Raw genomic sequence first — 13,943 nt, 5'->3', positions numbered from 1 at the left:
AAAAGATCGGTAGAAATAAAGTACATAATCGTCAAGAGTCCTGTAGGGACGGCAGAAAGATGAGACGTTTCTATATCACGGATTACAAATCCGCGCCAACATTCTCATTGAAGATCTGCGAATATCCGCGAAATCAGCGGGAAAAGATATCCACCGCGCCTTGGAATTTGGACATTGGAATTTGATGCTTCCATTATTGGTGGTTCCCAAGAATGACCTTTTTGACACCTCTCTCCGGCTGAATTCTGTTTTTCATCATTAACTTTACCCAAAATCTCTTCAATCCGCTATATCTTCTTATTTTTGCTCCTTTAAAAGATCAGAATACTATGTACAGAAGCCATACCTGCGGGGAATTAAGATTAGAAGATAAAGGAAAGCAAGTAACACTTTCCGGATGGGTGCAGAAGATCAGGGACAAAGGCTTTATGGTATGGGTCGATCTACGCGATCGATACGGACTTACGCAGCTGATCTTTGATGAGGAGCGCACGCCAAAGGAAATGATGGAAAAAGCTTCCCAACTGGGCCGGGAATTCGTGATCCAGGTTTCGGGAGAAGTGATCGAGAGAGAATCGAAGAACCCGAACATGCCAACAGGAGACGTGGAGATCCTGGTTTCTGAATTTAAAGTTCTAAACGCAGCGCAACTTCCGCCGTTCACTATTGAAGATGAAACCGATGGCGGGGAAGACCTGCGCATGAAATACCGCTACCTTGATATCCGCCGGAATCCGGTGAAGAATAAGCTGATCTTCCGAAGCAAAGTGGCTATGGAGGTGAGAAAATTCCTTTCAGAAAAAGGATTTATCGAGGTGGAAACTCCTGTATTGATAAAATCCACGCCCGAAGGTGCCCGCGATTTCGTGGTGCCAAGCCGAATGAACGAAGGACAGTTCTATGCGCTGCCACAATCGCCGCAGACCTTTAAGCAGCTGCTCATGGTTGGCGGAATGGACAAATATTTCCAGATCGTAAAGTGCTTCAGGGATGAAGATCTGCGTGCTGACCGTCAGCCGGAATTCACCCAGATCGACTGCGAAATGGCTTTCGTAGAGCAGGAAGATATACTAAACACTTTTGAAGATTTCACCCGTCACCTTATCAAAGCCGTAAAAGGTGTTGACGTGACTGAATTCCCACGCATGACCTATGCTGAAGCCATGCAGAAGTATGGAAATGATAAACCCGACATTCGCTTTGGAATGGAGTTCGGGGAATTAAATGACCTTGCAAAAGACAAAGGCTTCAATGTTTTTGATCAACAGGAACTGGTAGTGGGAATCGCTGTTCCCGGTGCTGCCTCCTATACTAGAAAAGAGTTAGATAAATTGATCGAGTGGGTTAAGCGTCCGCAAATTGGTGCCAACGGTTTGGTTTGGGTAAAATTCAATGAAGACGGCAGCCTTAAATCTTCTGTAGATAAATTCTATTCAGAAGTAGATTTAGGAGCATGGGCAGAAAGAACAGGAGCCAAACCCGGAGATCTTATTCTTGTGATGGCCGGCGATGCTCAAAAAACCCGCACTCAGTTAAGTGTACTGCGCATGCATCTTGGAAATGAACTGGGACTTAGAAAGGCAGATGAATTCGCACCTTTATGGGTGGTTGATTTTCCTCTTTTAGAGTGGGATGAAGAAACCAATCGCTACCACGCGATGCACCACCCCTTCACCTCCCCAAAACCTGAAGATATTAAGTTACTTGATACAGATCCCGGAAACGTTCGTGCCAACGCCTATGACCTGGTGTTGAACGGAAATGAAATTGGCGGGGGTTCTATAAGGATCCACGATAAAGGCACTCAGGCCATGATGTTCGATCATCTTGGTTTCACTCCCGAAGAAGCCAAAGCCCAGTTTGGGTTCTTAATGGATGCCTTCCAGTATGGAGCACCTCCACACGGAGGAATTGCTTTTGGGTTCGATAGATTGGTAGCCATTCTTGGAGGACAGGAGACTATTCGTGATTACATTGCATTTCCGAAGAACAATTCCGGAAGAGACGTAATGATAGATGCTCCGGCAAAAATTGGTGAAGATCAGCTCAAAGAATTAAATTTAAAGCTTACAACAGAAAAATAAAATAAAATCCTGCAACTGCAGGATTTTTTATCAAATCCAACTATGCCGGGTATTAAGAGAAATCCATTATTGCTCAGGTTTTTAGTCTGGAGGACCAAATACGTCTCACATCAGCAGTTTTTAATGGTGCTGGCTGCGATCATTGGCTTTCTCGCAGGACTTGTGGCTGTGGTAATAAAGAATATTACCGCATTCATACAAATGTTGCTTGAAGGAGAGCTCATTGTGAATTACCATGATGCTTTCTATTTCATCTTTCCATTAATGGGACTGGCTCTCACTTTCCTTATAATAAGATTTGGGATTAGAAACAAGGTAGGGAACGGTATTCCCACAACTCTTTATGCTATTTCGCAGAGAAAGGGACTTATGCAAAAATTTCAGTCCTATGCTTCCCTGTTAACAGCACCCGTAACGGTTGGTTTTGGAGGATCTGTGGGGTTGGAGGCTCCCACTGTTGCCACGGGAGCAGCAATAAGTTCCAACCTGTCGCGGATCTTTAAAATGAATCAGGCGACAAGGACGCTGCTGATTGGTTGTGCTGCTGCGGGAGCAATGTCATCTTTATTCAAAGCCCCCATTGCGGCTATTATTTTTGCTATCGAGATCTTTGCGCTGGACCTCACCCTGGTATCGATGATCCCGCTGTTGCTGGCATCTGTTTCGGCCATTCTTACCTCATATTTTTTCTTCGGAAACGATATTATACTACATTATACCCTCACAGATGAATTTGACATAACCGAGGTTCCTTTTTATATTTTACTGGGGGTTGTAGCTTCAGTTTGTTCTATTTATTTCACCAAAATCTACTTTAGACTTACCGGAAGATTCGAACAATTGGGAAATCCCCTGTTTAGATTGCTCGTAGGTGGTGCCGGGTTGGGAATATTGGTTTTCTTTATTCCGCCCTTATACGGGGAAGGCTATGACGTGATCAACAACCTCCTGGAAGGAAATTATCTTGAAGCACTTGGGAGCAACTTATTTAACGCATACCTGGACAATATCTGGGTGGTTGTTGCCCTTTTGGCCGGACTGGTTATTTTTAAAATTATTGCCACGGCTTTCACCATTGGCGCAGGAGGTGTAGGAGGAATTTTCGCGCCGGTACTATTCATGGGAAGCGCCATGGGACATTGCTTCGCGTTGATATTCAATCATTTGGGCATCCTGAAGACTCCGCTTTCGGTAAGTAACTTTACACTGGTAGGCATGGCCGGACTAATGGCCGGAATTATGCACGCCCCTCTCACCGCAATTTTCCTTATAGCCGAATTAACCAGGGGTTATGAACTTTTTGTCCCGCTAATGATCACTGCAGCTATTTCTTTTGCAATAACCAACCAGGTGCAGTCGCATTCTGTTTATACGATGGATCTTGCTTCAAGAGGGGAATTGATTACCCACAATAAGGATCAGACTGTACTTACCCTGCTTAACATTAACCAGGTGATCGAAAAGAATTTCATTCCTCTTAATATCAATATGACTTTGGGAGAAGTAATAAAGGAAGGGGTGGTAAAATCCTCACGAAATATTTTTCCGGTGGTCGACGATGAAAATATTTTTAAAGGAATCATCCTGCTCGACGACCTGAGACCCATCATGTTTCAGCAGAACTTATATGAGGAAGTAAAAGTAAGTGATATTATGCAGGCGGCGCCTGAGATAATTCACCTGGAAAGAGACCGGATGAACCAGATCATGAATAAATTTCAACAAACTACGGCCTGGAATTTGCCGGTTGTAAAAGAAGATAAGTATATTGGTTTTGTATCTAAATCAAAGCTTTTAACCGCCTACAGGCAAAAATTAATAGATGTAACAGTATGAAAATATTAGCCACTTTAACGAAAATTGTAGCCATTCTTATTGCCATAGCTATTCTTATAGGATTATACATAATGCAGGTGGAGAAAGACGAGGCTTTAGGAGATAGGATTATCGGCTTATCTGTTCTTGCCTCTGTGTTTATCTTATTACCCATGTTTCTGGTGCTTCGATGGAGGGGTAAAAAATTAAAAGATTACACTCTATCGGATGAAAATTTGAAAAAAATGAGGGACCGGAATGAGCGGTAACTACCAGAAAATAAAATTTTTAGAAATAAATAACACTTTCATTATTCCCTGTTTCAATTATTAGATTATGTTTGTACTTTATTAATTATTATTTTTTTTACAATGGAAGGTACAGTTAAATTTTTCAATGAATCAAAAGGTTATGGATTCATTACCAACGATGAAACAGGAAGAGACATCTTCGTTCACGTTACCGGATTAAATGGTGAAACACTTAATGAAGGTGACAAAGTTGAATACGTTGAAGAAGAAGGAAGAAAAGGATTGACCGCAGCTCAAGTGCGTGTGATCAACTAATTATAGCATTAGTTTATTTCATTAAATGTCCTGCACGATGTGCAGGACATTTTTTTTGTACCTGTTATTATACGTGATGTACCTCCCGGATACCTTCCAGCATTTCGGAAGTCATTTTTTCCAGATCGTATTCATGTTGCCATCCCCAATCTTCCCGTGCGTGGGAATCATCTATACTTGACGGCCACGAATCGGCGATCTCCTGCCGGAAGTCGGGTGCATAGGAGATCTCAAATTCAGGAATATGTTTTCTAATTGAGGCAGCAAGAGTTTTAGGTGTAAAGTTTAAGGCTGAAAGATTATAGGAAGAACGCACTTTTACCTTTTCTGCAGGTGCTTCCATTAAAGAAATAGTAGCTCTAATGGCGTCATCCATAAACATCATTGGCAGCTCGGTATCCTCTTTTAAAAAGGAGGTATATTTTCCTGTTTTCAGCGCCTCATGATAGATCTCTACTGCATAATCTGTTGTTCCCCCTCCCGGAAGGGTTTTGTAACTGATCAATCCGGGGTATCGGATACTTCTCACATCAACTCCAAATTTTTTGTAGTAATACTCACACCAGCGCTCTCCCGCCTGCTTGCTTATTCCATAAACCGTAGAAGGTTCCATTACTGTTTGCTGCGGCGTGTCAAGTTTTGGCGTGGTGGGCCCAAAGACCGCGATACTTGAAGGCCAGAAAACCTTTTGGATCTTTCCTGCTTTGGCAATATTCAGTACATGAAAAAGAGAGTTCATATTGAGTTCCCAGCCTTTCATAGGAAATTTTTCGGCTGTGGCACTCAGCATTGCTGCCATTAAATAGACTTCATTAATATCGTGTTTTTCAATCACTCCTTCCACCTGCTCAAAATTGGTGGCATCCAGAATTTCAAAGGGGCCGGAGGCCATAAGTTCCTCATCTCCTTCCCGTATGTCACTCGCGATTACATTATTATTACCCACTTTTTCACGCAGGGCCGTTGTAAGTTCTGTTCCTATTTGTCCGCATGCGCCAATTATCAATATCTTTGAAGCCATAAAAGTTTCTGTTTTAGTAGAAGCAAAGATATTTAATTCAGGAAAGATGAGGAATTTCACAGTCTTAAATGATCTGTTTATTTCAAGATCTCTGTCTGTCGTTTAAATTTCTGTATCAAAAGTATACCTTTAAAAAATGAAAAAAATACTTCTCCTTTTTGTCCTTAGCTTAATGATCTCTTGTGATGAACAGAAAACTGAGCCACAAAGGGAACAGGTGCAAAGAAAAACCTCATTTTCGGATTCACTTCAAGTATCCGTGAACAAGAGAGTCACCTTAATGCCACAAGCCCGGGAGATTGTAAGTTCCTGGCTGGCTTATGTTACCGCCCAGGATGAAGTACAGCGGCTTTCCAACAGAACAGGAGCCGAGATCATGGATATTTCCAACAATCTCATGCAGATCATGGAGTCTTTAAAATCCACTATGCCCGATACCCTGCGCAGCCCCGCTGTTGAATCCCGAACCAATGTACTTCTTACGAAAGCCCATGTTTTACACCAGCTTTCAAATAAAAAAGAAAAGAACCCCGACGAAATTTTTGAAACTGCAGAAGACCTTGTTATTGAGTTTGAAAATTTCAAACTTCAGCTCAATGAACTGTTTCTTAAAACACCCGAGAATTTTGAAATGGAACTTGATGAAGCATTTGAAGAATCTCTTGAACCCGACTCTACGGGGACTATTCCGCTGTTCAGAGAAGGGGACAGAATTTAAAGTTGCTACCGGTTTTAGCAGCAGTGATAACGCTCCAGACTTAGCTCCTGGTATTCAACTTAATATATCCAATCCTGAGTCGTTTTAATTGGCCGGGGCATTAAAAAAGCGATTCTAATGTTTATTTCTTGTTATTTCCCATTTTTCCTCTTAGTAACTGAGCATTAATGGCAACTATAACTGTACTCAGGCTCATCAACACAGCGCCAACCGCAGGGCCTAAAACAAAACCGGTGGAATACAGAACTCCGGCAGCCAACGGAATGGCAACAACATTATATCCGGTTGCCCGTACCAGGTTCTGGATCATTTTATCATAGGTAGCTTTTCCTAAAAGAATAAAATTGGCAATGTCCTGTGGGTTACTATTGACCAGGATGATATCGGCGGTTTCTGCGGCCACATCTGTGCCAGAACCAACGGCAATACCCACATTCCCTGGCGCTCCTTTTTTGATCTCAGAGAAGAAACCTTTCAAAAATGGCCAGTCTCCATAGAAATAAACGACGGTGGAGAGGGCAAAAAGAATGTATTTATTCCCCGGCAAAAGATATTCGTATCCAAAGAAATCCTGGATCATTGGGGAGAGGAAGAGGATGGTTAATATTAATGTCACCCAGAAACGCTTTCTGAAATCTGCAATCATCATTTTATGATGGTCATGTCATATTTCCCCGTGTCCCGAACCATGGCCAGAATGCTTGTGTTTATCCATTGCTTCATCATGGCTATTTTTTGTTTTTTCGACCAGATCATCCTTGAGACTGGATTCCTCCTCTATAGCTTTCTGCTTGGCTGAATTTTTCGGTTCCTCCCTGTGCTTGTCTTGATGTTCCATAATTTCTGGATTTACCAGTTGCGTCTTAGATATGTCGACCTTTCTTGTAGGGGAATGAACATTAATGGTTGATAGCCTTGATTTTAAAGATTTTTAGCTCCAGAAAGTCTTGATTAAATGAAATGTAATTAGCAGGAGCTTATAGAAGCTGCTATTATATTGTAGATCTCATTAAGAATTGATACTAAAAACGGGAGAAATTTGTGGGTATTTGTACTTGACTATTAGCAACAAACTAAACCTGAAGGCTTAAAGTCTTCAGGTTAATTTTTTGGAGATGGTTCGGGAAAATATTTTCCTGTTTTCAATTTCAATGACCGGATCTATTTTCCTCCCCATCTGTCTCCTGCCTTCCCTTTAAGAAGAATTTTTCTCCAACAAACGTGATCAGGATGAGCGCTAAAGATACAAGGATCACGGTGAGGTTGGTTTGTAATTTTACCCACACAAATCCTGTTAGCACCACAGCATCAAGTACAATAGCAATTATCACCACGAACCGGTTCGCCTGCACCTCTTCCCTCATTCGATTTAAGACTCCCACGTGGATGATCATATCCATGATCAGGTAAAAAATGGCACCCATTGCCGCAATTCCCGAGAGGTCAAAAAGAACGGTCAAGGCGATTGAAAGTACAATAACATAAACCAACATATGCTGCTGAATATTACCTTTCATTCCGAAATGAGAATGTGGCACCAGCTTCATGTTGGTCAGCATAGCCGTCATTCGAGATACGGCAAAAACACTGAATATCACTCCTGTAATTGTTGCCACCAGCGCTATTCCTACCGTAAAATAAAGCCCCCAGGAGCCAAATAGCGGCCTCGCAGCTTCGGCCAGGGAGTAATCTTTGGCTTTTATGATTTCTGATATCTCTAAATTAGCACCCACGGCTAATGCAGTCAGAAAGTATACTATTCCGCATATTATCAGCGAATAAATAATCGCTTTCCCGATATTTTTCTTCGGATTCACAATTTCACCTCCACTATTGGTGATGGTCGTAAAGCCTTTGTATGCCAGAATGGAAAGTGCTAAAGAAGCAATATAATCGGTAAAGGAATTAGTGGGCGCAGAAGAGGGTAAGGCCGAGCCGACGGCAAAATCTGCGGCCCAAAGTGCTCCAATTGCAAAAATCAGGATTCCTCCAATCTTTATTGCAGCAGTAGTCATTGCAGTTCTACCTATAACCTTATTTCCTAAAATGTTAATGATAAATGCTGTTACCAAAAGAGCCACAGCTAATACCGGCACCCAAAAACTGTCTTCGCCACCATCGAATAGCTGCATTGCATACGAGCCAAAGGTCCTCGCCACAAGACTTTCGTTTAGGATCATAGAAAAAGCCATCAAAAGTGCTGCGGAAGCCGTGATCGTTCCCTTTCCGTAAGCCTTTTGCAGAAACATAGCAATACCCCCTGCCGAGGGGTAGGCCTTGGCCATTTTGACATAGGAATAAGCGCTAAAACCTGAGATTACCCCCCCTACTACAAAAGAAAGGGCAAAATATTCCCCGGAGAGTTCGGCCACCTGACCTAGTAAAGCAAAAATACCGGCACCTATCATAACACCTGTTCCCATGGCTACTGCATTGCCAAGACTTAAGCTGTTTTCCTTATAATCGTTCATTCTAAAAAATATTATGATTTTTACCGTCGAAATCCGTAAAAGGGAGCAGAAAAGAACTGGAATTCCTCTCATCGATTTCGAAGTTACAATTAGTGATCAACTTTTTTATTAAGGAAATTGTAAAAGCACCACCTCTTTGTTTAGAGTTGTTCTGACTCTAATTTCAAAAAGCAATTCTATTTTCTTATTTCTAATTTTGGCATTCTGATTTGCTGATGGTTTTCCTACGGGAAAAGGCTTTCGCTTTTTTTTATTATTCTTTTCGGAATCTTTGCATAACATGGGAGTCTGGCTTAGAAAATTCCCAATGAGTCCAAAAACCATTTTCCAACTTCATTTCTGACAGCCCTCACTCTGATGTCCACATTTCTAAAAAATTTCATAATCTTCTGTGAAAGCCTGTTAAGGCGTTTGTGCAGCTTCTGCTTCGTCCCTACCTTTAAGTAGTTAACTAACCCTTTTAGATGATGAAGATATCTTTCCAATATTTCCTCATTCTTCTTTTCTTGATATTTTCCTGTAAAAATGCTGAAGAAGAGCGAGGTGACGAAGAGGAAATCGTATCTGAGGTATCACAGCCTGTCCAGAGAAATGTCAATGCATCAGATATTGTCGTGCCGGAAGGTTACAAGATCGAAGCAATTGAAAAAGGCCTCACCTATCCTGTAGACATCACTTTTGACGAAGACGGAAACTACTACATAGCTGAAGCCGGCGGCCATACCTACGGAACTAAACCGGCACGCGCTCCCGAAGCCCGCATCCTCATGGGTGGACCAAATAAAAAACTTCAGGTCTTTTTCGACCAGGTGGTTCCTATGACCGAGATTAAGGAAGAAGCTTCTTCCGAAGACATGGAAGAGGGGCTTATCCCACCGGTCACCGGCGTTACATTCTACAAAGGCAATCTATATATTTCTCACCGAAGCAGATATTCCGTGTTAAAACCGGAAAACCGTGAATTTGAAACCATTATAAACGGCCTCCCTTCCTGGGGGGAATTCCTCAATGCAAAACCCATATTCAAAGATGATAAGATGTACTGGTTCCTGTCTACCCAGGGGAACAGCGGGGTAATTGAAGAACATTTCGTCATGGTCATCGACGAATTCAATAAACCTGAAGCCCGGGAGATCCCCGGTGAAGATGTTACGCTTACCGGCCAGAATTTCTGGGTCCCCACCTCTAAAATTAAGCTTACAGAAGCCGATTCGGTTAGAACCGGCGCATATTCGGCCCTGGGCGATACTACCACAGCCGGACAGGTGATTCCGGGTGAAAAAATTGCCAATGGGGCTTTCTATGAAAGCAATCTGGATGGTTCAGAAATAAAGAGAATCGCCTGGGGATTGCGCAGCAGCTTCGGGTACCGGTTTAGCCCTGATGGCAGATTGATCACTACTATGAACAGTGCGAACCCAATGCCGCCACGCGGGCTTTTCTTTGATTGGGAAACCATTTACGAAGTTGTTGAAGGCGAATGGTATGGGTGGCCCGACTTCTATAGTGGTATTCCAATTACAGATGACCGCTTCAGGGGGAAAAAAGAAAAGTGGGAATTTGTTCTTACACCTGAGACCCACAAAAAACTACTTAAAGGGAAAGACAAACCCAGACAACCTTTGGTCAGGATCTCACCTCATGCGGCAACACAGGGAATGGTCTTTGGTCGCGGAAATTTGAATATCCCTGAAAATGACATTCTGGTTGCCGAATTCGGTTCCATAGTTCCCGAATTCAAGGGTGAGAAATTTCATCCCCACCGGCCTCCGGGAATGCCACCTGAATCTGAAGCCCCCGAAGATGTGCAGTACAACTGGCCCGGCTTCAAGGTACAGCAGGTAAACCTGTCTTCAGGAGAAGCTACAGATTTCATCTATAACAAATCAGGTTTACCGGCCTCGGCTGATAAAGGAGGTGGTCTGGAAAGACCAATTCAGCTGGAATGGGATAAAGATGGTAACTTATACATAGTGGATTTTGGAGTTGTTGAATTTGACGATACAGGAATGAACGCCCATCCCTTTACTGGTGTGATCTGGAAAATAAGCAAGAAATAAAATGGAAATCACAGCTACGATCTTACTGTTCATCGGAGTGATATTTGGCTTTATGGCCTTTACCCACCTCAGCATGAACATGAAAGTACCAAAGATGACCTGGATGATACATTTAATTATGGTGATTCTGGGAGTAGTCGCCCTTATCATTTACGCACTGGCCACAGAAAATGTGGAAAAACATTATAACATCCTGGTCATTTTTGCAATAGCATTGATACCCGGCCTTTTAATCCTGTTCGGCAAGAGAGGTACCGGCACAAAAAAAGCCCTTGCCATGGTTTACGGGCTAATCGGCTTGTTCGGTTTTTTCTGGTTATTAACTTATGTACTACCATAATACATTTCTATGAAGTGGACCTATCCTATAGTAGCTTTTATTGTCGTCTTCGTTCTCGGCTTTGGACTAACCAACCTTATTAAGGAAGAATTGGAGGTCTCTCCGTGGGCCGAATCGGGTGCTGAGGAAGGTAGACTAATGGCTCATACCAAAAATGTGACCAGGCTGGTAAATGCCGGCGCTGCAGATCTTCATGCATATCTCCAGACGGCCATTCCCTATGAAGAGGCTAAAACAGCAGCTATGTCACCTTCTGAAAAGAACTGGCAGGAATTTTTTATCCAATCTTTAAAAGTTGATCCTGAAGCAAAAAATGTGGTCGTTGTCCCCGGGGGAGGAAAAGAAGCTCTTAAATGGGCCCTTCCGGCACTTTACTACGCTTATTTTAATGGCTCTCCTGTATTATTCTATGAGAATGGAAAACTCTCCGGAAATACACAGTCCCTGAATGACAAAAAGATATTTATCATAGGTTCGGGGGATGAAATTCCAAATCTGGAGGAACTAAAAGAGGCAGAAAGAATTACAGCCAACTCACCTCAACACCTGGCTTTAAAATTGGCTGAGTATCGTGATGAAGAAGCGGAATTCGGGTGGGGCCGGGAAGTGAACCGGAACAACGGATACTTTCATTATGTACTTACCATCCCGGACGACGCCTTACTTGGATTAGCAGCTATTACCTACGCCCGTAGCAATAACGCCACCCTTCTCTATGCTGAAGAAGATGGTGGAATATCCGGAGAGCTGGACCGCTACGCCTTCGCCCAAAGACCCGACTGGTTTGTCACTCCTTCTGAAGGTCCCTTCCGTCATTTTTGGATCGTAAGTAACCGAATTAGTTATGCTGCCCAGGGACGTCTCGATTTTGCCATTGAAAAAGCAGAATATGCCAGCATGGGTCCTGTAGCTTTAGGGGACCTCGAAGCTTTATTACTAATATTAGTGATTTGGGGTATTGCCTCAGCCCTTTTTGTATGGATTCATTCAATGTACACCCTACCTATGGTAAAAATGCCGATAAAGATTTCCTGGGCGCTTGCTTCCCTACTATTACCAATTCTGGGACCCGTACTCTATATTAACTCCTACAGAAGACCCGCTAAAGAAGTGGAAAAAGGAGACTGGAGATGGATCAGGTCCCATAATCAGCAAAGTGCCACAGCGACCGCAATGGGATTTGGTTATGGAGCTAATTTGATGATTGTAGTAGGATTTATCCTGGTCTGGTTCGGTTTCCCTCTTTTCTTCGGGGAGGGTATGGAAGGACCCTTCTTTTGGCTGGGAGCCGGTATGCCCATCATGATGATCGCCATGTATGTTTTTGCAGTTCTAATAGCCTGGCTTCTGGTTCAGTATCCTATGAAAAAGAGCATGATGCCGGAAATGTCCAATAAACAATTGTCTAAAATGGCATTGATCACCACTGCCCTCAGTATGCTGGCGGTGAGTTTAGGAATGATGACCACATCCTGGTACATGCTCATGAACAAGATCCCCATGATGCCCAAGGAAGATGATGTGCTGTGGTTCGCCAGTATGTGGCTTGCATCCTTTGTAGGATTTCTGATTGCGTGGCCAATAAACTGGCTGTTAATTAAAAAACATTTAAAACCGGGAAATGTATGATAAAGTATATCTGTAACATACTACTGGGAATTCTGGTGATCTCCTGCGGAAAAACCGAAGGAGGACCCGGTGGTGGCAGCCATCCCTTACAACAGGAAGCTACGGCCACGGCTTATACCGTTCGCTTACCCGGAAGTAATCCTGAAGAACAGGCAATTCTCTTAACTCAAACTGTCTATCCGGCCACCAGGGAAGATAATGCAGTTGGTGCCATTATTTTAGTTCCCCAGGACGAACATATCGCTTTTACAGCTATGCACCGCATTACCCACATGCCGGTAAATGCGCCAATGTTATTCCTTTCAGAAGACAACACTATTTCAGAGCAGACCCTTCGGGAGATGAAACGCCTAAAACCCGATGGTGTACTACAGGATGAGCGAACAGATGTATATGCCGTCAATGTTCCGGAAGACCAGGTAAAAAAGATCAGAGACATCCTGGCTTACAGGGTACGCACATTTTATGAAGAAGACCCTGTTAAACTTGCCTCTGTGCTTGACAGGTGGCAGGCGGCTTTGAAAGCCGACCATCCCGATGAAGTGGTCATCTCGGCCATAGATCACCCCGAGGGGATACAGCATGGTATGGGAGCTATGGGTTGGAATGCACATATGGGAAAAGGCTTCGCCTGGGTGTACCGGGATTCAATTCCTCAGGCCACAAAAGACATCCTTAAAAGAAGATATGGAGATCATGGTTCTTTCATGTATCTCACCGGCGGACCAGATGTGATCTCAGACAAAGTAGCACGGCAATTAGGAGAGTATGGTCTCGTGCGAAGAGTAGCAGGAAAAACCGTTTTTGCATCCAATACCGTGAATGCCGGTTATAAAGATTTTGGCCGTAACTGGGGCTGGTGGTGGGACTGGACACCCAGGTCGTGGGGTTGGGGAATTGCACAGGCCGGCCATAACTATATCATTGGAAATCCCGATGATGTCCTGTACATGATACCTGCAGCTGTTTTGGGCCATATGGGAAAACATGGACCCATACTTTTTGTAAAAGCGGACAGCGTACCTAAGGCTACAGCAGATTATTTAAATATGGTAAAACCATTTAAAACCGGGCCGCAGGAAACAATTCTGAACTTTGCCTGGATCATAGGGGATACAACTTCAGTTAACATTGCCACACAACAATCTGTAGATCGGTTACTCTCTCCTTTTGATGTCCCCGTTGACACCAGCAGTTATTTACCGGATGCCCCTATACTTCAGGAAAAAAAAGACTGAC

The 13,943-nt window shown here is 43.2% G+C and carries 12 protein-coding genes and 1 pseudogene; 9 read left to right on the top strand and 4 right to left on the bottom strand.

Annotated features, from left to right (window positions below):
* Positions 1-329: 329 nt before the first annotated feature.
* The 4 genes from aspS to G564_RS0114105 all read left to right on the top strand — a co-directional run bounded on the left by aspS (position 330) and on the right by G564_RS0114105 (position 4,465).
* Entirely contained in the window at positions 330-2,084 is a 1,755-nt protein-coding gene (gene aspS, locus G564_RS0114120; protein ID WP_029038227.1) for an aspartate--tRNA ligase, read from the top strand.
* 42 nt (positions 2,085-2,126) lie between these two features.
* Positions 2,127-3,920, top strand: coding sequence for a chloride channel protein (locus G564_RS0114115; protein ID WP_029038226.1), 1,794 nt, complete (start codon positions 2,127-2,129; stop codon positions 3,918-3,920).
* A complete protein-coding gene (locus G564_RS0114110; protein WP_029038225.1) occupies positions 3,917-4,168 on the top strand; it encodes a hypothetical protein in 252 nt (83 codons plus the stop codon). The genes G564_RS0114115 and G564_RS0114110 overlap by 4 nt, the downstream gene beginning before the upstream one ends.
* A gap of 102 nt (positions 4,169-4,270) precedes the next feature.
* Positions 4,271-4,465 (top strand): cold-shock protein, encoded by a 195-nt coding sequence (locus tag G564_RS0114105; RefSeq protein ID WP_029038224.1) that lies wholly within the window; start codon positions 4,271-4,273, stop codon positions 4,463-4,465.
* 67 nt (positions 4,466-4,532) lie between these two features.
* On the opposite strand, the gene G564_RS0114100 is transcribed toward G564_RS0114105, so the two are convergent.
* Positions 4,533-5,486 carry an NAD-dependent epimerase/dehydratase family protein gene (locus tag G564_RS0114100; RefSeq protein ID WP_029038223.1) on the bottom strand — a complete coding sequence of 318 codons (954 nt, stop codon included), beginning with the start codon at positions 5,484-5,486 and terminating at the stop codon, positions 4,533-4,535.
* Between the two features lie 136 nt (positions 5,487-5,622).
* On the opposite strand from G564_RS0114100, the gene G564_RS0114095 reads away from it, so the two are divergent.
* Positions 5,623-6,204 carry a hypothetical protein gene (locus G564_RS0114095; RefSeq protein WP_029038222.1) on the top strand — a complete coding sequence of 194 codons (582 nt, stop codon included), beginning with the start codon at positions 5,623-5,625 and terminating at the stop codon, positions 6,202-6,204.
* A 121-nt stretch (positions 6,205-6,325) separates the two neighbouring features.
* On the opposite strand, the pseudogene G564_RS0114090 reads toward G564_RS0114095, so the two are convergent.
* The 3 genes and pseudogenes from G564_RS0114090 to G564_RS0114080 all read right to left on the bottom strand — a co-directional run.
* Positions 6,326-6,649: pseudogene (locus tag G564_RS0114090) on the bottom strand (heavy metal translocating P-type ATPase); the annotation flags it as partial.
* 219 nt (positions 6,650-6,868) lie between these two features.
* Positions 6,869-7,042: a hypothetical protein gene (locus tag G564_RS20730; protein ID WP_245583698.1), complete on the bottom strand. Its 174-nt coding sequence runs from the start codon at positions 7,040-7,042 to the stop codon at positions 6,869-6,871.
* Between the two features lie 310 nt (positions 7,043-7,352).
* Entirely contained in the window at positions 7,353-8,675 is a 1,323-nt protein-coding gene (locus tag G564_RS0114080) for an APC family permease (protein ID WP_037374067.1), read from the bottom strand.
* Between the two features lie 464 nt (positions 8,676-9,139).
* Between G564_RS0114080 and G564_RS19380 the strand changes: the two genes are divergently transcribed.
* The 4 genes from G564_RS19380 to G564_RS0114055 are packed head-to-tail and all read left to right on the top strand — an operon-like array spanning position 9,140 to position 13,942.
* Positions 9,140-10,735: a hypothetical protein gene (locus G564_RS19380; RefSeq protein WP_156879251.1), complete on the top strand. Its 1,596-nt coding sequence runs from the start codon at positions 9,140-9,142 to the stop codon at positions 10,733-10,735.
* 1 nt (position 10,736) lies between these two features.
* Positions 10,737-11,075: a hypothetical protein gene (locus G564_RS0114065; protein ID WP_029038219.1), complete on the top strand. Its 339-nt coding sequence runs from the start codon at positions 10,737-10,739 to the stop codon at positions 11,073-11,075.
* Positions 11,076-11,084: 9 nt separating this feature from the next.
* Complete coding sequence (locus G564_RS0114060) at positions 11,085-12,704, top strand: DUF4396 domain-containing protein (RefSeq protein ID WP_029038218.1); 1,620 nt, start codon at positions 11,085-11,087, stop codon at positions 12,702-12,704.
* Positions 12,701-13,942 carry a hypothetical protein gene (locus G564_RS0114055; RefSeq protein ID WP_029038217.1) on the top strand — a complete coding sequence of 414 codons (1,242 nt, stop codon included), beginning with the start codon at positions 12,701-12,703 and terminating at the stop codon, positions 13,940-13,942. Before G564_RS0114060 ends, G564_RS0114055 begins: the two co-directional genes overlap by 4 nt.
* The last annotated feature ends 1 nt before the right edge of the window (position 13,943 follow it).

It is taken from the genome of Salinimicrobium xinjiangense DSM 19287 (genome assembly GCF_000423585.1).
GTDB lineage: Bacteria > Bacteroidota > Bacteroidia > Flavobacteriales > Flavobacteriaceae > Salinimicrobium > Salinimicrobium xinjiangense.
This window is presented reverse-complemented; position numbering and strand designations above follow the sequence as displayed.

What these genes read in the sequence shown, in the direction of transcription:
- aspS (WP_029038227.1), top strand. Translation starts at nt 330, where the DNA reads ATGTACAGAAGCCATACCTGCGGGGAATTAAGATTAGAAGATAAAGGA.
- G564_RS0114115 (WP_029038226.1), top strand. Translation starts at nt 2,127, where the DNA reads ATGCCGGGTATTAAGAGAAATCCATTATTGCTCAGGTTTTTAGTCTGG.
- G564_RS0114110 (WP_029038225.1), top strand. Translation starts at nt 3,917, where the DNA reads ATGAAAATATTAGCCACTTTAACGAAAATTGTAGCCATTCTTATTGCC.
- G564_RS0114105 (WP_029038224.1), top strand. Translation starts at nt 4,271, where the DNA reads ATGGAAGGTACAGTTAAATTTTTCAATGAATCAAAAGGTTATGGATTC.
- G564_RS0114100 (WP_029038223.1), bottom strand. Translation starts at nt 5,486, where the DNA reads ATGGCTTCAAAGATATTGATAATTGGCGCATGCGGACAAATAGGAACA.
- G564_RS0114095 (WP_029038222.1), top strand. Translation starts at nt 5,623, where the DNA reads ATGAAAAAAATACTTCTCCTTTTTGTCCTTAGCTTAATGATCTCTTGT.
- G564_RS20730 (WP_245583698.1), bottom strand. Translation starts at nt 7,042, where the DNA reads ATGGAACATCAAGACAAGCACAGGGAGGAACCGAAAAATTCAGCCAAG.
- G564_RS0114080 (WP_037374067.1), bottom strand. Translation starts at nt 8,675, where the DNA reads ATGAACGATTATAAGGAAAACAGCTTAAGTCTTGGCAATGCAGTAGCC.
- G564_RS19380 (WP_156879251.1), top strand. Translation starts at nt 9,140, where the DNA reads ATGATGAAGATATCTTTCCAATATTTCCTCATTCTTCTTTTCTTGATA.
- G564_RS0114065 (WP_029038219.1), top strand. Translation starts at nt 10,737, where the DNA reads ATGGAAATCACAGCTACGATCTTACTGTTCATCGGAGTGATATTTGGC.
- G564_RS0114060 (WP_029038218.1), top strand. Translation starts at nt 11,085, where the DNA reads ATGAAGTGGACCTATCCTATAGTAGCTTTTATTGTCGTCTTCGTTCTC.
- G564_RS0114055 (WP_029038217.1), top strand. Translation starts at nt 12,701, where the DNA reads ATGATAAAGTATATCTGTAACATACTACTGGGAATTCTGGTGATCTCC.